Origin of the sequence: Phaeobacter sp. JH20_34, assembly GCF_048056095.1 — a bacterium.
Lineage (GTDB): Bacteria > Pseudomonadota > Alphaproteobacteria > Rhodobacterales > Rhodobacteraceae > Phaeobacter > Phaeobacter bryozoorum.
This window is the reverse complement of sequence record NZ_JAYMWT010000010.1, coordinates 40,888-62,141: the sequence shown is the minus strand read 5'-3', so window position 1 is coordinate 62,141 and position 21,254 is coordinate 40,888. Positions and strand designations below refer to the sequence as shown.

Here is a 21,254-nt window from a genome sequence, read left to right as displayed (position 1 = left end):
CGCGCCCGCATAAAAAATCCCCCCGCAATCTCTTGCGGAGGGGGATGCAGGATCAAAGGTCAGCCCGGGTGGCCTGCGTCGTGGCCTGTGTGGTGATTAAAGCCGATCATCCGGGTTCAGCGCATCCAGCGGCAGCTCCCGCGCCGCCATCTCCGCCCGCGCCCGCGATTCAAGCTCGGCCAGCACCTCCGGCGTCACCACCGCATCCCCCACCAGCCCCTCGCCATTGCCCTGTTCCGGGTAACGGCTCAGATCGCAGTCAAAAAACATCTCCGGCCCCTGCGGGTCATAGCGCGCCGCCAGCGCCCGGTTGATCGCCTCAAACCGCGCCAGAAACGCCGCCGCATCATCCCGCGCAGGCATCAGCCGGCCATCATCCGGCAGCTCCTGCACCGCCTCGGCAAAGCTTTGGCGCGGATAGCCGCGCTGGCGCAGCCACAAGCCCGCCAAGAGCTGGCTGCGCGACCAGGCCGCATTTTCCACCGGCAGCTCCGGCGGCGGCGTCAGCCCCACCAGATGGTAGAAATCCAGCACCGTATCGCCGCCCAGCAGATCGCTGCGCTGGAACCGGCGCACGGTGACATTCCCGGCCCCGAACACCTGCTCCCACCGCGCCAGCTTGGTGGCATAGTCGAAATAGCGCATCATATGCGGCTGGAATTCGGGCAGCCCCCGGATCTGCGCGCCGTAGAACTGATAGGCCGCCCGCCCCATCACCACCTGTTTGCGGTGCGACAGCGCCAGCGCATCCTGGCGGCGCAGATAGGCCACCACCTTGATCTCGTCGAAATGCGCACGCAGCTGCTGGCGCAGCGCCTCCAGATCCGCGACATCCATCAGCCAGAACAGCATCTCGCTGGACAGGATACAGTCGCCATGGCCGCGATGATCGGCATCCGCCATGCGCCGCTCCAGAAACGGCCAGCGCAACTCGGTGTGCATGCCCGCGCCCATGCCATGGCAGCGCACCAGCGGGTTGAAATCCACCCGCGGCCTTGCATGCAGATAGCTCCAGCCGCCCAGGGTCTTGTCGCTCTGCCCCTGTCGCAGCGCGGTCTGCAACGAGGTCGATCCGGTCTTATGCGAGCCGATATGCAGCCACAGCCTGCGGGTCATGCCGGGGCCTTGCTCTTGGTCCTGCGACGCTTGGCGGGGTCTTTCGAAAGCGATTGTTCCGCCGCGACCGCCGCCAGCGCATCACGATACAGCTGCGACAGCACCTCGCGCGCCGAAGGGTCATTCTGCAAGGCCTGCATCCGGGCGCGCTGCCCGGCCTCCACCCCCTCGGCAAAACCCTCCTCGCGCAACAGCCGCTGCACCACCGCGACACTCTCGCGCACCGCCTGCAGCGGCGACCAGGCCACCAGCGTCTCCGGCGGGCAGATCTCCGCCTGCGCCCCCACATCGGAGCAGATCGGCACACAGCCGGCCTCGATCGCCTCATAGCAGACCAGCGCCAGCCCTTCGTTCGAGGACGGCACCAGGAGGATATCGCTCTGCCCCAGAAGGCCCGGCACATCGGTGCCTGCGGGATGCAGATGCACCACATCCGCCAGACGGTAGCGGGTCAAAAGATGTTCCACCGCGCCGCGATAGGGGCCCTCGCCCACCATATCAAAGCGGAAATCCACGCCGTTGCGTTTGCCCCAAGCCCGCAGCCGCCGGATGATCGACAGCGCCACCACCGGGCGTTTCTGATGCACCATCCGCCCGACAAAGGCGACGCGGCAGCGGGTCTGGCCCGCGCGGATCCGCACCGGCGCCACGTCAGCGCCGCGACGGCTGTCATCCAGCAGACGCCCCAGCACCAGCTTGCTGCCATAAACCCGGAAGCGTTCCTTGTAGAACCGCTCCAGCTCGCCGCTGATCACATGGTGATGGTCGATAAAATTGCTCCAGACACCGGAAATCCGCGGATAGCCGCCATCGGCATATTCCACGATGTGGGTGCTGTCGAGATTGACCACATGCGGATGGCGCAACTTGATCGTCGGCAGCGCATCATAGAGCGGCACACAGTGGTGATTGTGGGTGAGGATGATGTTTTCCTGCGCAATCAGCTGACTGACAAAGGCGCTGGTCTGGCTGCGCGGCAGATAGCGATCGGTGCGGATCAGCTGCAGGCGCGGATCTTCCGGCAGCTTGGCCAGCAGCCGTTCGGGACCTTCCTGCCCGACCATGACAAACACCCGCAACCCGGCGTCCAGCGCCCAGCGGATGCTGTCGATGCCAAGGCTTTCGGCGCCGCCCACATCCAGCCAGTGCAACCCGATCAGGATTGCCGGCTCCTTGCCGCCATGGCGCCCCTCAGGGGCCATCGTCTGGGTCTCGAAGATGCCACGCGAACAGGCCAGCCGGGAGAATTTATGCCGGGCGGGAAGCTTGCGCCAGCGCCGGGCCTCGATCTGGTATTTCATCTGCTCCGCCAATATCGGCGAGAGCGCGTGAATGGCGCGATATTTACGCGGCCGTTTGTGCCAGGCCACGCCGCCGGCACTTTCGCGGACCGCCACCTGACGCGGCGAGGGGATGGTGACAAACACCCGCTTGCCCGGCAGCGCCGGGGTTTCCTGCGGCCCGGTGCGCAGATTGCCAATATAGGTCAGCGCCATCATCTCGGCGCCATAGGACATATCCTGCGGCTGCACCGCCGGGGTCGGCAGCTTGGCCTCTTCCCACCACATATGGGCCTCGACCGGGATCTCGGGGTAGAGCGTTTCATAGATGAAACGGATCTGGGCGATCTCCTGATCGATATACTCTCTGTCCTGAGACATGGGGGCTCCCTGCCTGTCCTTTTGATCTGTGATACATCTGTCCGGCGGATCCGGCGCTGCGGGTGGTCTTGCGGGCAGATCTCGCCTCAGACGCCGGTATCGGGGTCGGGGCGGATGATCGGCGGGTTGAAGGAGCAGCCCTGCCAGATCGCCTTGTAGACCTCACGGCGCAGCGATTTCTCCACATTGCCCTGGCGCATCTGCCGCCGCACCCCGCGGGCAAAGACCGCCACCCCGGCCCAGCCCTGTTCGCGGCGGCGGAACGAGGCCTCATTGCGCGCACCATAGCGGAATTTCCAGATATTGGCCTGGTTCACCAGCGAATAGTTCACGCCCTTGTTTTCCGGCACATCATGGACCACCACGCTGTTGGGGCAGTAGATGCCGGGATAGGATTTGGCGATACGCTGGGTGTATTCGGCGTCATCGTACCAGATGAAATATTCCTTGATCGGAAAGCCATGTTTCTGGATCGCCCAACGCGGCACCAGCACCGAGACAAAGGAGCAGGAGCCGACCAGGAAATAGGGCGTCTCGGGGCTGTAGAACCGCGGCCAGTCCCAGACCGTTGAGGGCGTGTTCATCTCGCAGAGATCGCCATTGGTCCATTTCACCGCCGAACAGGCAAAAGACGGCCGCCAGGTGAACCGCGCCTCGAAATCCTTGATGCCGGTCAGCAGCAGCTCAATGGCATTGGGCTCGGGATAGGCGTCGTCATCGCTGAACCAGATGAAATCATAACCTTCCTCATAGGCCACCCGCGCGCCCTCGTAAAAGCCACCGGCGCCGCCGATGTTTTCCGGCAGGCGCACATGCTGAAACCGGGGGTCGTCCTTCTGCAGCTGGCTCAGCCAGCTGCCGGTTTCATCGGTGGAGGCATTGTCGATCACAAAGACCCGTTCCGGCAGGCAGATCTGTGCCTGCAGGGCGGCGATCACGCGCTTCAGCTTGTCCAGCCGGTTATAGGTCACGATGACCGCGGCAAGGGAGGAACGGATATTCATGGCTGATCCTTCTGTGGCGCAGCCGCGGCTGCGGCATGTGCAAGGGCGCGGGCGGGCGGTGGTGTCTGGGCCGGCCTGTCAGATGTGGTGGCGGCGCTCTGTGTGGCGGGCGGCGCTGCGGTCTCGGATACGGTCGGCATCTCCGCCTCGGGGTCCAGCGGATCGCCATTTTCATCCAGCCCCAGACGCGCATTCTTGTGCCGCTCAATATCCTTGATCCGGTGGCTGTGGAAATAGGAGGGCCATTTGCCCTGCCGTTCCAGCATACCTTCGATGATCTTGGCCATGACGGTCAGATTGCGCAGATGTTCGGGGCTGAAGAACTGACTCGGATCCAGCGAGGGCGCACGCGGGGCGGATTGTTTTTCCATGTCGCGCAGCGCATTCCGCAGGAGCGGCCGGCCGCCAAAGAATTCGCGATCCATGATCTCGGCATCGCTGCGGTAGGCGGCGGTGGCGGCCTCGGCCAGATCCCGCGCCATCACCAGTTTGCGCACCTTGGCCTCGCTCTCGCTGCGCGAACGGTCCAGCTGGCGCGACAATTCCCAGCCCAGCGTATGGCGCAGCCAGGGGTCCTGCTCCTGGAACTGGCCCTGCAGGAAATACATCAGCGCCAGCTCGCGCACGGTCATGGCCTGGTTTTCAGGCTCGAATTCCTCCACCGTGCAGGGCCGCCCGTCAAAGGCCACCTCGGCGAAATCATCCAGTACCGAACCGTTTTTCAGCTCCTTGCGGATCATCGGGCGCAGGGTGAACTCATCGCCGAACAGCGCCCGCCACTGGGCAAAGCGCGGCGCGTAATGGAACCGGCCATTTTGCAGATTGTGGTCAAAGAAGTCCTGCATGCTGTCGCGATACCAGCCGATCTTGATCTGCTCGGCATAGCTCGACAGGATCCGCTGCGCATGGGGGCGCACATAGGCCACGATATGGATGCGATCGGCGCAGCCGCGAAAGAAGGTCTCGACCAGATCGTGGAATTCCGGTGCCGGGATGTTTTCAAAGGCCTCGGCGGACAGCACCGCATAATCCGCATCCGAGGCCGCAATCTGGGCTGCCACCTCTTCCAGACCATCGCGATCCTCAAGATGCTTGGGCAGGGGGGTGCCCTTGCGATAGCTGGTGATGAACCCGGTCAGGTAATTATGGTTGAGCTTGGCCGGGTACAGCAGCTTGGCGTCATGCAGCTGAATGCTGCCAACAGCCAGCGCGTTCTGAATGGTGGTGGTCCCGGTCTTGTGGTCGCCGATGTGAATCACAAGCGTCTTGGGTCTGGCTCCGGTCTTGTCGCTCATCGGCTCCATCTCGTTTCTGCATCAGCCTTGTTTTCCAGCGCCCAAGCCCTACTCTAACATCCGGCACGGGTCCAGACCAAGCCGCCGCCCCGGCAGCGGCCCGCCCGGTCACATCCGCCTGTCACATCCGCTCCGATCCGCTCAGAGCGGCGCCACGAAGAACGCAGGCACCCGGGCGTTCTGCGCCTCAGCCGCCAGGAACCCGCGGGCGGTGTCCAGCGCCTCGCGGATGGTCACATCCATATCGAGATAGCGATAGGTGCCCAGACGGCCGACAAAGGTCACCCCTTGGGCCTGTTCCGCCAGCGCCACATAATCGCCCAGCAGCGCCTTCTCCTCGACCTGGCGGATCGGGTAATAGGGGATGTCCTCGGGCTCTGCGGCGCGGGAATATTCGCGGTAGCAGACCGAGCCGTCGTGGCTTTCCCAGGGCGCGAAATGCTTGTGCTCGGTGATGCGGGTATAGGGCACCTCTTCCTCGCCGTAGTTCATCACCGCGCAGCCCTGATAATCGCCCTGATGGGTGAAGCGTTCGAAATCCAGCGTCCGGTAGCCAAGCCGCCCCAGCTGGTAGTCGAAATACCCATCCAGCGGCCCGGAGTAGAACACATGGTCAAAATCTGCCGCCTGGGACTGATCAAAAACAGTCTCTAACTTGACCGTTATGCCCGGATGATCGAGGATTTTGGCGATCATCGCGGTATAGCCGTCCTCCGGCATGCCCTGATATTTGTGGAAGAAGTAATTGTCGTCGTAGTTGAACCGCACCGGCAGCCGCTTCAGGATCGAGGCCGGCAGCGCGCTTGGCGCCACGCCCCATTGCTTGATCGTATAGCCCTTGAAAAACGCCTCATAAAGATCGCGGCCGACAAAGCGCAGCGCCTGTTCCTCAAAGGTCTGCGGATCGGTGATGGAGGTATCGGCCTGTTCTTCGGTGATGAAATCATGCGCCTCTTCGGGGCGCAGGGTCTTGCCGAAGAACTGGTTGATCGTATGCAGGTTCACCGGCAGCGAGAACACGCCGCGCCGCCCCTCGGGGTCCAGGCTGGTGGTCTTCACCCGGTTCTTATAGGGCAGGAAACGCGCGAAACGGTTCACATAGTCCCAGACCTCGCCGTCATCGGTGTGAAAGATATGCGGCCCGTAGACATGCACCATGACGCCGGTCTCGGCGTCGCGCTCGGTATGGCAATTGCCGCCGATATGGCTGCGGCTGTCCATGACCGTGATCCTGTGGCCTGCCTCGGCCAGATGCCGTCCGATCACAGCACCCGAAAGCCCTGCGCCCACCATCAGTATATTCACCCCGGCACCCCGTCCTGTTTGCGTCCCCTGCCCTTTTTGTCAAACAATCCAGAGGCACACAAGGTTCGGTTTCCGCACAGGCGAAGAGCCGCATTTCCCTTTTGTTTCAGAATATTGCGACGACATAACCGCAGATCGGGCAGCGCCGCCAGACCGCCATCAGACCGCCATCAGGCGGTGATGCTCGGCAATGGCCTCATCCAGATCGCTGAAATAGCGCAGCCGACCATTGTCCAGAACCAGCCCCGCATTGCAGAACTGGCGCAGCTGGCGCATCGAATGATTGACCAGAATGGCGCTGGAGTGGCGCATCCGGTCGGTAAAGATATCGCGGCTCTTGCGCTTGAAGGCGGCATCGCCCACCGCCGTCACCTCATCCACCAGATAGGTGTCGAATTTGATCCCCATAGACGCACCAAAGGTCAGCCGCGCCCGCATCCCCGAGGAATAGCTGCGCATCGGCATATGGTAGAATTTGCCCAATTCGGCAAAATCCTCGACAAATGCCACCAGATCATCGGTATCGACCCCATAGATCCGGGCGATGAAACGGACGTTCTCCGCCCCGCTCAGATCGCCATGAAACGACGCCGCCAGCCCCACCGGCCAGGAGATCGACCCATCGGAGATGATCTCGCCATGATCCGGGCGCATGGTGCCCGCCACCAGCTGCAGCAGGGTGGATTTGCCCGCCCCGTTGCGCCCCAGAAGCGCCAGCGACCGGCCCGTCGGCAGCGTCAGGTTCAGATTGTCGATGACAACCCGCCGCTCCCCCTTGAGCCAGAAGCTCTTGGTCAGATTTTCAAACCGGATCACTGCCCTGCCCTCTCGCCTCAGCTGCGGTCGCGGATCGAATAATAGATCAGCGCCAGAATCGACCAGGTCAGCAGCAGGAACAGCCCGGCCAGGGCCGCCAGCACGGCGCGGCGCGGGTATTCCGGCTCCGTGGCGCGGGTGGGGTTGATATAGGTCGCCAGATAGCGGCTCTGACGGGCGGCATCATCGCGTGCCACCTCCAGCGCCGTCAGCGCGGCACGGTAGCTTTCCTCGGCATATTCGCGATCCACCGTCAGCCGTTCGAATTCGGCAATCAGCGACGGGTAATCCTCACCGACACCACCGGTGTCGGTATTGTCAGAGGTAAAGGTCTGCCGTTCGATATTGATGCGGTCGCGAATGACGTCGATGTGCTGCTGCGCCTTGGTCAGCCGCGGATCCGCCTCGCTGACCGTGCCCCGCAGAAGATCATATTGGATCAGCGCCTCGGCCAGCTGCTGCTGAAGGTTGTTCATCACCCCCATACGGCCCTGGATATCGGCCTCGGGATCGACGATCCGGGTGCGGGTGCGAAATTGGGTCAGCGCCTGACGCGCTTCCTTCAGCCGCTCCAGCGCCTCGTCCAGATCGGCGCGGGCATAGCGCATCGCATCGGCGCGCGCCTGTTCATTGAGCGCATTGATCCGGGTCTGGCTCTCGGCGACGATGGCTTTTGTGATCGCCTGCGCGGTTTCTGCGTCAAAGGCCAGCGCCTGCACCTCAATGAGCCCCGAGCCGCTGTCAAAGGAGATCCCGACAATGCGCTGCCAGTACCAGGTCAGATCCTCGATCGTCGCCTCCGGCCAGAGCGCAAAGGCCCAGTCGCGCGGCCAGAGCGCACTGTAATGCCCCTGCAGGTCCACCGCCGCATCGACCGCGGCCACCATTTCCTGGCTCTGGATGAATTCATAGAGGATGTCGCTGTCCGAGGCGCTGCTGTTGCCGGTAAATTGCGCCAGCCCGCCCAGAAGATCATTGGCGCCGCTGCTTTCCTGGCTGCGCACGGTAAAGCCTGCGGTGGAGGCATATTGATCCTCGGCAAAGGTCCAGAGATAGATCATCACCGCCAGGAGCGGCGCCAGCACCAAGGCCACAAAGCTGATCACCAGCCCCCAGTGGCGTTTTTTCATGCTGGCAGGCCGTGCCAGCGGATAGGCCGGGCGCTGCTCGGCCTCAGCGATACGCGCCTCCAGCTCGGCCACGGCGGCCTCGGCCTTGCGCGCCTTGCGCCGTACCCGTTTCAGCTGTTTGACCGGATCCGGCACCCGCTGGACAGGGGCGGCGGCCTCTGCTGCATCCGGGGCCGTGTCCGATGCTGTGGCAGCAGGAGAGGCCGCGGGTGTACCGGTTGCTGTGCTTGCTGCGGTATCTGCCGCAGCCGCCTCCTCTGATGTCGCCTCTTCTGAGGCGGGGCGTCCGGCCAGGGCCGACGGGGGCGTCTGTGTCATGATCAACCTGTCCTGGCCCAAAAGCACCCTGCCCCAAGCCGTTTGTCATTGTCTTTTGTTTCTCTCATAATACCGTTCGCGATCCGCGTTTCACAATGGGTATTCATGGGGTGTTCATGGCCAGCCTGTCTTCTTCTGCGCCCCCGGCTCAGCCCCGTCCGTTAAGCCCGCCAAAGACACAGGTTACGGCACAGGCTCCCGCCCAGACGCCGGCCCAGATCCCCACCAGCCCCGCCGCCAATCCGCATCGCCGCCACCGCCGCAGCATGGCGACGCTGCGCACCGTGGCCGCGCTGGTGCTGCGCGAGATGTCGACCCGCTACGGGCGCACCCCCGGTGGCTATCTCTGGGGGATCCTGGAGCCCCTGGCCGCGATCCTGTTCCTGTCGCTGGGCTTCTCGCTGGTGATCCGCACGCCGTCGCTCGGCACCAGTTTCCTGCTGTTTTACGCAACCGGATTCCTGCCATTTAACCTGTATCAGACTCTCTCCGGCACCGTTGCGCGGGCGCTTGCCTATTCCCGCCCCCTGCTGCGATACCCCGCTGTCACCTGGCTGGATGCGATCCTGGCACGGTTTGTGCTGAACAGCCTGACCAGCATTGTCATCACCACCCTGCTGATGACCGGTATCCTCGCGGTGATCGACAGCCGCACCGCCATCGACCTGCCCCCCCTGGTCGAAGCCATCGCCCTCGCCATGATCCTCGGGCTGGGGGTCGGCTGCATGAATGCGGTGCTGATGGGGCTGTTTCCCCTGTGGGATGTGGCCTGGTCGATCATCACCCGGCCGCTGTTCCTGGCCTCCGGCGTGATCTATATCTACGAGGACCTGCCGCCGGTGGCACAGGACATTCTGTGGTATAATCCGCTTCTGCATATCATCGGGCTGATGCGCACCGGATTTTATCCCACCTATAATGCCGATTACGTCAGCCATGCCTATGTGCTGCTGATCGGTATGACACTGACCGCCCTGGGCCTGATCCTGATGCGCCGCTATCACCGGGTGATCCTGAACCGCTGATCTGCGCCTTATTTATTCGCGAGCCTCTGCCAGCACCGCGGCATGGCGGCGCCCCAGACGCCGCAGCAGCCCGTCGCGCACCGCCAGCCAGGTGAGCCGCAGATAGGCGCGGCGCACGCCGGGGTGATGACGCACTTTCAGGATCCATTTCGGCAGGATCAGCAGCAGCACCGGCCAGAACAGCCAGCCCGCCGCCTGCCGATAAAGCAGCAGCAGATTGCGGTGGTGGTAATAGACCTTCCACAGCGGGCGAAAGCGCTGGCCGCTGTCGCCATTGCTGAAGGTGGAGAAATCATGCTCGAACCGCACATCGGCGGCAAAGCAGATGCGCCCGCCCGCCGCACTGAGCCCCAGCGTATAAAGCGCATCATCACCATAGATGAACAGGTCCGGATCCGGGTAGCCCACCCGCCGCACCGCCGCCGCCGAGATGAAAAACCCCACAAAAGACGTCACATCAATCGCGCTCAGCCCGCCGTCATAGGCGCTGCGCGGAATATGGAACCCATCGCGCCCTTTGCGCGCGGTGGACAGGAAATGCCCCAGGCTCCAGAACGGATTGCGCGAGGGGCGGTTCATCTCGCAGATCTCGCCGCTTGGGAAATAGACCGCCGCCGCCACCGCGTCCCAATGGGCCAGCTCACCGCTCTGCCCCATGGCGTGAAACGCCGCCAGCCCGCCGGGTTCCGGGCGGCCGTCATCATCCATCACCACCAGCCAGTCTGGTGTATGGGCCTCCATCGCGCGCTGCATCCCCAGGGCAAAGCCCCCGGCCCCGCCCTGATTGGTGGCACTGGTCACCACATCAACCCGCGAATGATCCGCGCCCCAGGTCGCCAGCCAGTCGCCGGTGCCATCGTCAGAGGCATTGTCCACCACCACCAGAGCGGCCAGCTCCGCGCCCGGGCTCTCCAGCAGCCGCGCCAATGTCACCTTGAGTTTCGCAAGCCGATTATAGGTGACCACCACCGCCACCAGACGTCCGGCACCAGCGGTAGCACCAGCGGCGGCCGCAGCCTGATGCGCGGGCTCGGGGATCAGGGTTTCAGTCACGGTGGCAAAGGCTCCTGTGGGCGGCGGCGGATCTGGTTCAGGGCGCAAAGCTCATAAATAGACCGTGCTGTCAATTCACCTGCCGGTCACAGGTCGCTTTCCCGCGCCACAGGAAGCATTTGACACCCCGCGTCCAAGCCGCCACCTAAGGGGCATGAAAACCGCTCTTATCACCGGATCGGCCGGCTTTATCGGCTATCACCTTGCAGACCGGCTGCTCGCCGCAGGCTGGCATGTCATTGGGCTGGATTGCCTCTCGCCCTATTACGACGTCACCCTGAAGGAGTGCCGCCATGCGCGGCTGGCGGACTACGCGGGCTTCACGCCAATCATTGGCAAGCTGGAAGATCCCGGCCGCCTGATGGGGCTGTTTGCCACCCATAAACCGGATGTGGTGATCCATCTCGCCGCCCAGGCCGGGGTGCGCCATTCCATCGATGCGCCGCGCGATTATCTTGAGGCCAATCTGATCGGCACCTTTGAACTGCTGGAGGCCGCCCGCGCCCATCCGCCCGCCCATATGCTGATCGCCTCCACCTCCTCGGCCTATGGCGCCAACACGCAGATGCCCTTTGATGAGCGCCAGCAGGCGGATCATCAGATGTCCTTTTATGCCGCCACCAAGAAGGCCGGCGAGACAATGGCGCATTCCTATGCCCATCTCTACGGGCTGCCGACCACGATGTTCAGGTTTTTCACCGTCTATGGGCCCTGGGGCCGGCCCGATATGGCGCTGTTCAAATTCACCAGGGCGATAGAGGCCGGTGAGGCGATCGATGTCTATAACCACGGCAGGATGAGCCGGGATTTCACCTATATCGACGATCTGGTTGCGGGCATCACCGGGCTGATCGACGCGGTGCCGGGGGATCAGCCGGTCTCGGAACAGGACAATCTCAGCCCTGTCGCCCCCTTCCGGGTGGTCAATATCGGCGCCTCCAGACCCACGCCGCTGATGGAGTATATCGCGGCGCTGGAAACCGCGCTGGGGATCACGGCCCGCAAAAACCTGATGGACATGCAGCCCGGCGATGTGCCTGCCACCTGGGCCGATACCAGCTTGCTGAGCCAGCTCACCGGATATGAACCGCAGGTCAGCGTCGCAGAAGGCGTCGCGCGGTTTGTGGCCTGGTACCGGGCGTATTACAGCGGCACCCAAGGCTGATCCGGGCAGGGCTGATCTGGCGCGACATGCGCTTCTGACCTGTCACCTTTCCCCAAATACTCGCGCCGCAGGCCTCCCGATTTCTGTAAAATCGGGATCAGGACATCCCCTCAAATTAGGTCAGCATAATTGACCAAATGTTTCGCGTGCGAAACATTTGGTCCGAACCGGACCTATTTCACTCCCCTCCCCATTGGGCCACTTCCGCACCCTGATCAGCCTGAGTCCTGACCAAAATTCCGGTTCCCGCTTCCCGCGCGCCCGTATATGTCTGATCCCCAACACTCCGCCCCTGCAAGCGGAGGATATGAGGCAACAGCAAAGGACCGCCCCCATGCGCATTGCAATGATTGGCACCGGATATGTCGGATTGGTCTCCGGCGTCTGTTTTTCCGACTTTGGCCATGATGTGATCTGTGTCGACAAGGATGCGGCCAAGATTGCGCGGCTGCAGGCCGGCGAGGTGCCGATCTACGAGCCGGGGCTGGAGGATCTGATGGCGCGCAATGTGGCTGCGGGCCGGCTGTCCTTTACCGATGATCTGGCCGCCGCCGTGGCCGAGGCCGAAGCGGTGTTCATAGCCGTTGGCACGCCCACGCGGCGCGGCGATGGCCATGCCGATCTCACCTATGTGATGGCCGCCAGCGAGGAGATCGCCGCCGCCCTTCAGGGCTATACCGTGGTGGTCACCAAATCGACCGTGCCCCTGGGCACCAACCGGCAGGTGAAACAGGTGATTGCCAAAGCCAATCCGGCGGCGGAATTTGACGTCGCCTCCAATCCGGAATTCCTGCGCGAAGGGGCGGCGATTGATGATTTCATGCGCCCCGACCGGGTGGTTGTCGGCGTGCAGAACGACCGCGCCGCCGAGGTCATGGCCGAGATCTACCGGCCGCTTTACCTGCGCGATTTCCCGATCCTCACCACCGATCTCGAAAGCGCCGAGATGATCAAATATGCCGCCAATGCGTTTCTCGCGACCAAGATCACCTTCATGAATGAAATCGCAGGCCTCTGTGAACGGGTGGGCGCCGATGTAAAGGAGGTCGCCCGTGGCATCGGGCTGGACGGGCGCATCGGCAATAAGTTTCTGCATGCCGGTCCCGGCTATGGCGGGTCGTGTTTCCCGAAGGACACCGCCGCGCTGGCGCGCATCGGGCAGGACCACGCCTATCCGATGCAGATCACCGAAACGGTGATGCGGGTCAATCAGGAGGTCAAGGCGCGGATGCTGGAGAAGCTGCGCGATGCCTGTGACGGCAGTTTCAACGGCAAGACCATCGCGGTGCTTGGCGTCACCTTCAAACCCAATACCGATGACATGCGCGAGGCCCCCAGCCTCACCATCGTGCCGGCCCTGATCGGCGGCGGCGCCAAGGTGCGGGTGGTGGACCCGCAGGGCGAGGCCGAAGGCCGCGATCTACTGCCCGGTGTCAAATGGGAAGACGATCCCTACAAGGCCGTGCGCAATGCCGATCTGGTGGTGCTGCTGACGGAATGGAATGAATTCCGCGCCCTCGACCTGAAGGCGCTGGGGCGCAAGATGGCGCAGCCCCGGATGGTGGATCTGCGCAATATCTACACCGCCAAAGCCGCCAAACGCGCCGGGTTCGAGACCTATATCGGGGTGGGCCGCTAAACCCACCCGGACATCGCCCCAAACACAAAAAGACCCTGATACAGCTGTATCAGGGTCTTTTCACATCATCCTCAGACTCTGTTCAGCGGTGGCGCAGCCAGGCCTTCAGATCCTCCATCAGGGTGCTGTCCACCGCTGTCCCGGTGAGTTCGATCCGCTGCTGGCCGGGGGTGAATCCCAGCCGCACGCCAGCGGCGGCCTGCACGCTCACCCGCTCATGTGCGCCGATGCTGTCCGCCGGATCCAGGCTGCGCACCCGTGGCACCGGAGAAGGACCCGGGGCAGAGGACGGAACCGGGGCAGGGGCCGCATCCGGCGGATCTGCCGGCGCGATCTCACTCCCCTCATGGGCCTCAAGCAGCTGGCTCAGCAGCGCCTGTTCCGCCTCCGCCGTGGGGCGGGTGGTGGCGCGCAGGGCCGCGACCACCGCATCGGCAAAGCCCGGATCCTGCACAAAGGCCCGCGCCAGCCCCAGCCCCAGTTTCTCGCGGATGGCGGTGGGAAACAGCAGCTCCTCATCCAGCGCCTCGACCAGGGTGACAAAGCTGCCGATCTTGGAGCGTTTGGCGCGGGTGGCATTGGCAAAGAGCGATTGCAGCGCGTATTTCTGGCTGCTGTAGACCCCTTCGCGCAGCGCCCGTACCGCAATGCGGGCGCGTTCGTAATGGGAGAGGTTCACCCGGATTTCGTTTTCCTCGACCATCGCCACATAGGCGCCCTCGGCCCCGTCGGGCTGGATCACCAGCGCCTTGATGGTGGCAAAGGCAGGATCATTGCTCTCGGCATATAGCCTGCGCATCGCGGTCAGACGGCGCCAGCCGGAGATCAGACCATGGGTCTTGCCCGCCGGGGCCTGCGCGCCCAGGGCGACCACCTCGATCGGGGTCTGCTGGCCACGGGCGCGCAGGGATCCGACCAGCGCCCCCATCTCTTCCTCGTCCTGCTCCAGCCGGTCGCGCACCAGATGGGTCTCGTCGATGGCGCCAAGCGCGATCTCCTCGATCATCAGCCCCTTGGCGCGGGCGGTCTCCAGCACCGCTGTCAGCTCCTGCAGCGCGCCCTCTGTGGCGGCTTCGGAGGCGACCTGCGCAATCGGCGGCGCTGACAGCGAACCGGGGCCGCCGAGGGCGGATTTGTTCTCAGGTGCCGTGCTGAGATAGGTCGGCTGTGCCGGTGAAAGCCGTTTGCGTTTTGCCATCTGCCTGTCCTCTTCCTGCGCCTGTTCTGATCCCTGCACGCCCTGTTTGCCCTTTGGGGGGTGCAGGGTCGCAGTATGAGGCGCTTTGCGTTTTTAGCCCGTTACTGCGCCGCGCGCTGCATCTGCAACTCATCCCGGCGCCAGACCGCCAGCAGGAGCCGCTTGAAGGCCGCATAGGTGGCGTCAAAGGTCTCGCGCCCCCTTGCGTAGGTCTCGCGGTTGAAATCGCGGTAATCGGCCTCGTAGATGCCATTGACCTGCTCGCCGGCCTGGCCGATCAGCGCGGTGTAATCCTGCCGGTGCGGCGACAGGGTGGGCCCCAGATAGGCCTGCATCAAGGCCGCCAGCTCGCCCTGCTGGGCGCCGTCATAGCGGGTGATCACCGTGCGCACCGCATCCCATTCAAAGGCAATCTCCGGCCGCCCCAGCGCGCGCGCCGCCAGATTCTCGCCCTCCTCGATGGAGGCGAAGGTGGAATGCAGCATATCGAAGAACCGCCCCGTACTGTCGAATTCCAGAAACGACGCGCCCATCGGCACCAGAAGGATATCCGCTGCCGACAGCCCGTTGATGGTGAGATAGCCAAGCGCCGGCGGCGTGTCGATGAAGATCACGTCGTATTGCTCCAGCACGCCATCAGCCTCCAGCCGCTCGGTGAGCGCATCCCAGAGCTTCCAGCTGCGCGCGGCCATCCGCCAGACCGGGATCTGGAACTCCGCCCAGTAGAGGTTCAGCTGCGCGCCGATCAGATCGATATTGGGCCAATGGGTAGGCTGGATCACATCCGCTGCCGTCATGCCCATCGCCGCCGACAGGCTGTCGTCCAGCGGCTGGGGCGCATCGCCGCGATCCAGACGGCGCTGGTTTTCCAGGCGCAGGTGATCGCCGTAATGGCGCGCCAGGAGCGGAAAGGCGGTCTGCCATTCATCCTCCACGCGGCCACCAAAGATCGAGGTCATCGAACCCTGGCTATCAAGATCGATCACCAGCACCTTGTAGCCATCCAGCGCCGCCGACATCGCCAGATGGGCCGCTGTGGAGGTCTTGCCGACGCCGCCCTTGAAGTTGGCCACGGCGACCATTTTGGCGGGCAGCCCTTCGGGGCGGTAGGGCTGGTAATCCTTCGCCTTGGATCCCTGGGCGGCAAAATGCGCGCGCAGGCGCAGCACCTCGTCGAGGGTGAACCATTTGGCGCCACCTTCGGTCTCGGAGCGGCCCTGCGGCAGATCTGGGTTGGCCTTCAGCACCCGGCGGAAATGGGCCTGGGCGACCGGGATCAGATAGCGGGTGATCTCCCAGGTGGAGAACAGGCGCAGCTCCTTGCGGCCCTCTTCGTTCATGCCCCGGCTGGAGAGATCGGCCCGGCCGCGCGCGCAGGCCTCGGCGATATCGGCAAAGCCGCCGGTGCTGGTGGGGGCCTCCAGATCGCCGAGGGCGGCGTCGGGGTCGATGTTGAAATAGGGGGGCAGCCCGGCCGCATTGCGGCCTGGATCTTTCTTCTGGATGTCTCGTGCCATTGCTCTCACGCCTCTGCCTGGGTCCGCCGGTGCAGGGAACCTGTAGGGCTCCCTGTTTGATGTGCGGCCTTTTGGAGATGATAGCATAAAACAGCGCACATGGAAGATATATGCGCATCTGTTTTGAATTTTCTAAGCAAATCCGGGAGTTGCGGTAAAAGAAACCGGCTGGATCCGGGGCGGGACCGGGGCAATTTCTGCCCTGTCGATTTTTTCTACCTGTTATAATTGAGTTATATATAAGTTAAGGCGCAACACCAGTGGCGGCAAAGCCCTTTTTTCATTGGCGTTTGGAGCCGATTTTCGGGCTGCTGCGATTCCGAAACCCCGAAAGACTGACTCTGAACCCCCGAACCAGTGACTCCGAACCCCCGTTGAGAAGTGGTGTGGATAACTTTAGGGTGGGCGTAATCAAAACCACGAAGACGCGAGTCACCCCGAAAGAGGCCATAAGGCCCGGATAAGCGGGGGGCGGGCAGAGCAGACGGGACAGCAATATGGCAGGCCAGATTTCGGGCCAGATGACCGCAGGGGGCAGCGCGGCGCAGGGGGGGGATTTCTTTCTCTGCGATATCTTCGATGCGATTCCGAAAAACGATCTCGCCTCGATGGAGCATCCGCTGTTCTCGCTCGGCACAAGACCGGACCGGCGCATCCTGAACTATGAACATAATGGTGCGGAGATCACCGTGGTGCCCTCGGTCAAAGGGCTGGCGACGATCCATGACAAGGACATCCTGATCTTCTGCATCAGCCAGCTGATGGCGGCGGTGAATGCCGGCCGGCAGGTCAGCCGCACGCTGCATCTCACCGCCCATGATCTGCTGGTGGCGACCAACCGCGAGACCTCGGGCGATGCCTACCGCCGCCTGCGCGAGGCGTTCGAGCGGCTGGCGGGCACCCGCATCACCACCAATATCGTCACCGGCGGGCAGGAGGTCACCAGCGGCTTTGGCCTGATCGAGAGCTGGGAGATCGTGCGCAAGGCGCGCGGCGGGCGGATGGTCAATGTGGTGGTGACGCTCAGCGAATGGATCTATCGCGCGGTGCTGTCGAAATCGGTGCTGACCCTCAGCCGCGATTACTTCCGTCTCCGCAAACCGCTGGAGCGGCGCATCTATGAGCTGGCGCGCAAACATTGCGGCCGCCAGGACAGCTGGCAGATCTCGGTGGAGACGCTGTTGAAGAAATCCGGCTCCGCCAGCCCGCGCCGGGTGTTCCGCAAGATGCTGCGCGACATGATCACCGCCCAGCCGCTGCCGGATTACGCGATGGAAGAGCTGCCGGGGGATCTGATCCGCTTTTCCCAGAAACATGCGGTGCTGGACAACAGCCAGCGCCCGCCGGTGCTGAGTGCGCGCGCGCTGGAACAGGCCCGCAGCCTGATCCCCGGCATTGACGTCTATGCGCTGGAGGCCGACTGGCGCGAAATGTGGGTGCGCTCCGGCGCGCCGCGGCTGCGCCGCCCCGATGCGGCCTTTCTGGGCTGGGTGAAGAAACGCGCCACGGAATAGGGCAGGGGAAAAGCCCCGTGTCAGAGACGGGTTTGCTTTTTGAAATAGGTCAGCATTATTGTCTAAATGTTTCGCACGCGAAACATTTGGGCCGAACCGGACCTAATTTGCACGACGGTGCCTGCCGGCGGTCTGCCCAGATAAAGACCCGCCCGGCCAGAGGCCGGACGGGCGAAAGGAAGTCTGATCAGGTCCCCCCCAGGTATGAAACGCCAGACGTCTTACCGGCCGCGCATCCCTGATCAGCCATTCCCCTCTCTCAACGCGTTCGACATGCTGCGCAGCACCGGGCTGAGCAGGTAATCCGCCAAGGTCTGCCGCCCGGTTTCGATCATCGCCTGGGCCGGCATGCCGGGCAGGGTCTTGACGTTGGGCAGCGCCGCCAGCTCTTCGGGCGGAATGCGGATGTGAACGCGGTAATAGGGAATGCCGCTGTTGAGATCGGCAATGCTGTCGGCCGCCACCATCACCACCTCGCCCCGGACCGGCGGGGTGGAGCGGAAACTATAGGCGGTGAGCTGCACGCGGGCCCGGCCACCGGTCACCACCTCGTCGATATCGGTGGGCGAGACGCGGGTCACGACAATCAGATCGCTGCCCGAGGGCACCAGCTCCAGCACATTCTGGCCCGGGTTCAGCACCTGGCCCAGCGTATTGATGGAGAGCTCCACCACCCGGCCGGCCTGCGGCGCGCGGATGGTCTGGCGTTCGATCACATCCTCCGCCGCATCCAGCCGCTGGCGCAGGTCCAGAATACGCTCCTGCACCAGCTGGGTTTCGCTGGAGATCCGGTTCACCGTGTCGCGGTGCACCTGCAGAATGCGCTCCTCGGTTTCGGCGACACGCTCCTGAAGGTTTTCGCTGTCGCTTTCCAGCGCGCCAAACGTGCCCATCAGCCCGGTTTCCTGCAACAGCCGGTCGCTGAGCCGGGTCTTGGGAACCAGGCCTTTTTCATAGAGCTTGTGCAGATCGGCGACCTCGCCCCTGATCAGGGTCAGCTGATCCTCGACCGCGGTCAGCCGCGCCTGCCGCCCGATGAGCTGTTTGCCCAGCTGGGCAATCCGGTCGCGCAGGATCTGCACCTGACCTTCATACAAGGCGCGGTTGCTGGCGAAGACATCGCGCTGCACCTCAAACAGCGAGACCAGCTCTGGATCCTCGGCAATCAGCTGGTCCAGCTCGGCCGGGATCTCGATCTGATCAGCCTGGGCCAGCTCCGCCTTAAGCCGCGCCTGCTGGGCCAGAAGACTGGCCATCTGGCTGGTCAGGATGGCGCGGTTGGCGCGCATCCGGCGCCCGTCCAGCACCGCGATCACATCGCCCTCGGCAACCATATCGCCCTCGGCCACATTGATCTCGCGGACGATGCCGCCCTCCAGATGCTGCACGCTGAGCCGGTCGCCATCCACGGTGAATTCCCCGGGGGCCACCACGGCGCTGGTCAGCTCGGCCCTGGTCGCCCAGAACACCAAACCGCCAAACAGGCCAAAGCCGCAGACCAGCATCCACAGCACCAATTGGCGCACGCGGGTTGGCGGGGTGCGGGGCAGGGTGAAGCCATCGGGCATCAGGTCCTGAAAGCCCCGGTTTATTTCAATCTCGCTGGCGGCGCGCGGGGCCAGCTCCCGGCTGTTGCTGCGGCTCATGACTGGGCTCCTTCTGCGGCGCTGGCCTCTGCATCGGTGTCCGTCCGGGCCGCCGCCCGGCGCGGTGCGAGATTGGTCACCTTGGGATCGCTCTGGGCCCGGCTCATCGGCTGGGCGGCGGCTTCGATGATCTGACGGGCCTCGCCAAAGCGGGCAATCCGCCCTTCCTGTATCAGGGCGGCATGGCTGACCCGCCGCAACAGGTTGAGCCGATGCGTCACCACCACCACGATGGCACCACGGGTGCAGACCTCCTCGATGGCGGCGGCCAGGGCCTCTTCGCCTTCGGGGTCGAGATTGGCATTGGGCTCATCCAGCACGATCAGCTTGCGATCGCCAAAGAAGGCGCGGGCCAGACCAATCCGCTGTCGCTGCCCTGCGGAGAGGAACCCGCCGCGCGGGCCGACTTCGGCGTTATAGCCGCCGGGCAGGGCCAGGATCAGCTCATGCACGCGGGCCAGTTTGGCGGCGGCCACCACATCAGAGGGTTTCGATGTCGGATCCATCATGGCGATATTCTCGGCCACGGTGCCGCGGAACAATTCCACCTGCTGCGGCAGAAAGCCGATATGGCGGCCGATCTGTTCGGGGTCCCAATCGGTGAGGGCGGCATCATCGATGCGCACATGGCCCCGCACCAGCGGTTGCAGCCCCACCAGCGCCCGCGCCAATGTGGTCTTGCCCGCGCCCGACGGGCCGATCAGCCCCAGCGCATGGCCCGGTTGCAGCGACAGGGTGATGTCGAGAAGCAGCGGATCCTGCCGCCCCGGCAGCACCACGGTGGCATTTTCCACCGACAGCCGCCCGGTGGGATCGGGCAGTTCCATCCGGTCGCTGGTGTCTTCGGCATGGGCCAGCAGGAGGTTCAGCCGTTCCATGGCGCTGCGGGCCTTGAGCAGGGCACGCCAGCCGGCGATGGATTGCTCCACCGGGGCGGCGGCCCGGCCCAGCAGGATCGAGGAGGCAATCATCAGCCCCGGTGTCAGCTGGTTGTTGATCACCAGCACCACGCCCACGCCAAGCACGGCGATCTGCAGACCCATGCGGGTGGCCTTGGCCAGCGAGGTCATCAGCGCCACCCGGTCGGTGACCAATGTGCCAAAGAGAATGGCGGTAAAGGCGCGCCCCCGCCAGCGGCCGATCTGGGCAGAGGTCTTGCCCATGGCGTGGATGATCTCGGCATTGACCATCATCTCCTCAACCGCGGCATTGGTTTCGCGGGCGGCCTCCTCGGAGGTCTTGCCGGGCGCGCGGGCAAAGACCTCGCTCAGCACGCCAAGCCCCAGCAGGATCAGCAGACCCACCACCGAGACCAGCCCCAGGATCGGGCTGAACAGAAAGATCAGCCCGATGAACAGCAGCGACCAGGGCGCATCCAGGAGCGCAATGAACACCGGGCTGGTGACAAAGCCGCGCAGATCCTGAATGTCGCGGATCGGTTCCGCCGTGCGCAGAGGCGCGGGCAGGTTGCCGCTGATCATCCCTTGCAGGACAACCGGGCTCAGCCGGGCCTCCAGCCGCGAGCCGAGGCGGGCGACGAGGCGCTGGCGAATGACATCAAAGAGAAAGAAGAACACCAGCGCGATTGCCGCGCCGGTGGTCAAAGCAATCAAGGTTGGCATGCTGCCCGAAGCCATGACCCGGGCAAACAGTTGCAACATGTACAGCGGCGCTGTCAGGACAAGCAGGTTAACAAAGATACTCGCTACAAAAATTGAGGTGATAACACCCCGCTGTCCGTCAAAGACCCGTTTCGTCTTCATACCCGTGACCCCCCGGTTGCACGATGTGAAGTTTCTGAAGCTGGCAGATCAGCGCCCTGGTCCAAGGTGGCAATCCTTGGCCGGGGACC

General features: G+C 63.7%; 16 protein-coding genes. 4 read left to right on the top strand and 12 right to left on the bottom strand.

Going from position 1 to position 21,254, the window contains the following annotated elements; genetic code table 11:
• Positions 1-96: 96 nt before the first annotated feature.
• The 7 genes from VWZ81_RS09390 to VWZ81_RS09360 all read right to left on the bottom strand — a co-directional run bounded on the left by VWZ81_RS09390 (position 97) and on the right by VWZ81_RS09360 (position 8,645).
• Positions 97-1,116, bottom strand: coding sequence for a hypothetical protein (locus tag VWZ81_RS09390; RefSeq protein WP_416542578.1), 1,020 nt, complete (start codon positions 1,114-1,116; stop codon positions 97-99).
• Positions 1,113-2,777 carry a glycosyltransferase family 4 protein gene (locus VWZ81_RS09385; RefSeq protein WP_416542577.1) on the bottom strand — a complete coding sequence of 555 codons (1,665 nt, stop codon included), beginning with the start codon at positions 2,775-2,777 and terminating at the stop codon, positions 1,113-1,115. The genes VWZ81_RS09390 and VWZ81_RS09385 overlap by 4 nt, the downstream gene beginning before the upstream one ends.
• Before the next feature lie 86 nt (positions 2,778-2,863).
• The gene (locus VWZ81_RS09380) at positions 2,864-3,781 is read right to left on the bottom strand and encodes a glycosyltransferase family 2 protein (RefSeq protein ID WP_416542576.1); all 918 of its coding nucleotides are present in this window, start codon (positions 3,779-3,781) and stop codon (positions 2,864-2,866) included.
• Positions 3,778-5,076 (bottom strand): hypothetical protein, encoded by a 1,299-nt coding sequence (locus VWZ81_RS09375; RefSeq protein ID WP_340547847.1) that lies wholly within the window; start codon positions 5,074-5,076, stop codon positions 3,778-3,780. The genes VWZ81_RS09380 and VWZ81_RS09375 overlap by 4 nt, the downstream gene beginning before the upstream one ends.
• Positions 5,077-5,217: 141 nt before the next feature.
• Complete coding sequence (gene glf / locus VWZ81_RS09370; RefSeq protein WP_416535232.1) at positions 5,218-6,381, bottom strand: UDP-galactopyranose mutase; 1,164 nt, start codon at positions 6,379-6,381, stop codon at positions 5,218-5,220.
• A gap of 159 nt (positions 6,382-6,540) precedes the next feature.
• Positions 6,541-7,197, bottom strand: a complete 657-nt coding sequence (locus tag VWZ81_RS09365; protein ID WP_340547845.1) for an ABC transporter ATP-binding protein — start codon at positions 7,195-7,197, stop codon at positions 6,541-6,543.
• Between the two features lie 17 nt (positions 7,198-7,214).
• A complete protein-coding gene (locus tag VWZ81_RS09360) occupies positions 7,215-8,645 on the bottom strand; it encodes a sugar transporter (protein ID WP_416537088.1) in 1,431 nt (476 codons plus the stop codon).
• Between the two features lie 116 nt (positions 8,646-8,761).
• Here VWZ81_RS09360 and VWZ81_RS09355 point away from each other — a divergent pair, with 116 nt between their 5' ends.
• Positions 8,762-9,670 (top strand): ABC transporter permease, encoded by a 909-nt coding sequence (locus tag VWZ81_RS09355; protein WP_416535230.1) that lies wholly within the window; start codon positions 8,762-8,764, stop codon positions 9,668-9,670.
• A gap of 12 nt (positions 9,671-9,682) precedes the next feature.
• On the opposite strand, the gene VWZ81_RS09350 is transcribed toward VWZ81_RS09355, so the two are convergent.
• Complete coding sequence (locus tag VWZ81_RS09350; protein ID WP_416542575.1) at positions 9,683-10,723, bottom strand: glycosyltransferase; 1,041 nt, start codon at positions 10,721-10,723, stop codon at positions 9,683-9,685.
• Positions 10,724-10,877: 154 nt separating this feature from the next.
• Here VWZ81_RS09350 and VWZ81_RS09345 point away from each other — a divergent pair, with 154 nt between their 5' ends.
• Entirely contained in the window at positions 10,878-11,888 is a 1,011-nt protein-coding gene (locus tag VWZ81_RS09345; RefSeq protein ID WP_416542574.1) for an NAD-dependent epimerase/dehydratase family protein, read from the top strand.
• Positions 11,889-12,222: 334 nt separating this feature from the next.
• The gene (locus VWZ81_RS09340) at positions 12,223-13,527 is read left to right on the top strand and encodes a UDP-glucose dehydrogenase family protein (RefSeq protein WP_260107657.1); all 1,305 of its coding nucleotides are present in this window, start codon (positions 12,223-12,225) and stop codon (positions 13,525-13,527) included.
• An 82-nt stretch (positions 13,528-13,609) separates the two neighbouring features.
• On the opposite strand, the gene VWZ81_RS09335 is transcribed toward VWZ81_RS09340, so the two are convergent.
• Positions 13,610-14,725: a ParB/RepB/Spo0J family partition protein gene (locus tag VWZ81_RS09335; protein ID WP_416542573.1), complete on the bottom strand. Its 1,116-nt coding sequence runs from the start codon at positions 14,723-14,725 to the stop codon at positions 13,610-13,612.
• A 101-nt stretch (positions 14,726-14,826) separates the two neighbouring features.
• The gene (locus tag VWZ81_RS09330; protein WP_340547839.1) at positions 14,827-16,242 is read right to left on the bottom strand and encodes an AAA family ATPase; all 1,416 of its coding nucleotides are present in this window, start codon (positions 16,240-16,242) and stop codon (positions 14,827-14,829) included.
• Positions 16,243-16,739: 497 nt separating this feature from the next.
• Here VWZ81_RS09330 and VWZ81_RS09325 point away from each other — a divergent pair, with 497 nt between their 5' ends.
• The gene (locus VWZ81_RS09325) at positions 16,740-17,756 is read left to right on the top strand and encodes a replication initiator protein A (protein WP_340547838.1); all 1,017 of its coding nucleotides are present in this window, start codon (positions 16,740-16,742) and stop codon (positions 17,754-17,756) included.
• Positions 17,757-17,998: 242 nt separating this feature from the next.
• Here the strand turns inward: VWZ81_RS09325 and VWZ81_RS09320 are convergent, their stop codons facing one another.
• Both VWZ81_RS09320 and VWZ81_RS09315 read right to left on the bottom strand, forming a co-directional pair.
• The gene (locus VWZ81_RS09320; RefSeq protein ID WP_416542572.1) at positions 17,999-19,402 is read right to left on the bottom strand and encodes an HlyD family type I secretion periplasmic adaptor subunit; all 1,404 of its coding nucleotides are present in this window, start codon (positions 19,400-19,402) and stop codon (positions 17,999-18,001) included.
• Positions 19,399-21,165 (bottom strand): type I secretion system permease/ATPase, encoded by a 1,767-nt coding sequence (locus tag VWZ81_RS09315; protein ID WP_416542571.1) that lies wholly within the window; start codon positions 21,163-21,165, stop codon positions 19,399-19,401. Before VWZ81_RS09315 ends, VWZ81_RS09320 begins: the two co-directional genes overlap by 4 nt.
• Between the last annotated feature and the right edge of the window lie 89 nt (positions 21,166-21,254).

Excerpts from the sequence above, each read along its gene's own strand:
- VWZ81_RS09390 (WP_416542578.1), bottom strand. The coding sequence starts at position 1,116 with ATGACCCGCAGGCTGTGGCTGCATATCGGCTCGCATAAGACCGGATCG.
- VWZ81_RS09385 (WP_416542577.1), bottom strand. The coding sequence starts at position 2,777 with ATGTCTCAGGACAGAGAGTATATCGATCAGGAGATCGCCCAGATCCGT.
- VWZ81_RS09380 (WP_416542576.1), bottom strand. The coding sequence starts at position 3,781 with ATGAATATCCGTTCCTCCCTTGCCGCGGTCATCGTGACCTATAACCGG.
- VWZ81_RS09375 (WP_340547847.1), bottom strand. The coding sequence starts at position 5,076 with ATGAGCGACAAGACCGGAGCCAGACCCAAGACGCTTGTGATTCACATC.
- VWZ81_RS09360 (WP_416537088.1), bottom strand. The coding sequence starts at position 8,645 with ATGACACAGACGCCCCCGTCGGCCCTGGCCGGACGCCCCGCCTCAGAA.
- VWZ81_RS09355 (WP_416535230.1), top strand. The coding sequence starts at position 8,762 with ATGGCCAGCCTGTCTTCTTCTGCGCCCCCGGCTCAGCCCCGTCCGTTA.
- VWZ81_RS09345 (WP_416542574.1), top strand. The coding sequence starts at position 10,878 with ATGAAAACCGCTCTTATCACCGGATCGGCCGGCTTTATCGGCTATCAC.
- VWZ81_RS09340 (WP_260107657.1), top strand. The coding sequence starts at position 12,223 with ATGCGCATTGCAATGATTGGCACCGGATATGTCGGATTGGTCTCCGGC.
- VWZ81_RS09335 (WP_416542573.1), bottom strand. The coding sequence starts at position 14,725 with ATGGCAAAACGCAAACGGCTTTCACCGGCACAGCCGACCTATCTCAGC.
- VWZ81_RS09330 (WP_340547839.1), bottom strand. The coding sequence starts at position 16,242 with ATGGCACGAGACATCCAGAAGAAAGATCCAGGCCGCAATGCGGCCGGG.
- VWZ81_RS09325 (WP_340547838.1), top strand. The coding sequence starts at position 16,740 with ATGGCAGGCCAGATTTCGGGCCAGATGACCGCAGGGGGCAGCGCGGCG.
- VWZ81_RS09320 (WP_416542572.1), bottom strand. The coding sequence starts at position 19,402 with ATGAGCCGCAGCAACAGCCGGGAGCTGGCCCCGCGCGCCGCCAGCGAG.
- VWZ81_RS09315 (WP_416542571.1), bottom strand. The coding sequence starts at position 21,165 with ATGAAGACGAAACGGGTCTTTGACGGACAGCGGGGTGTTATCACCTCA.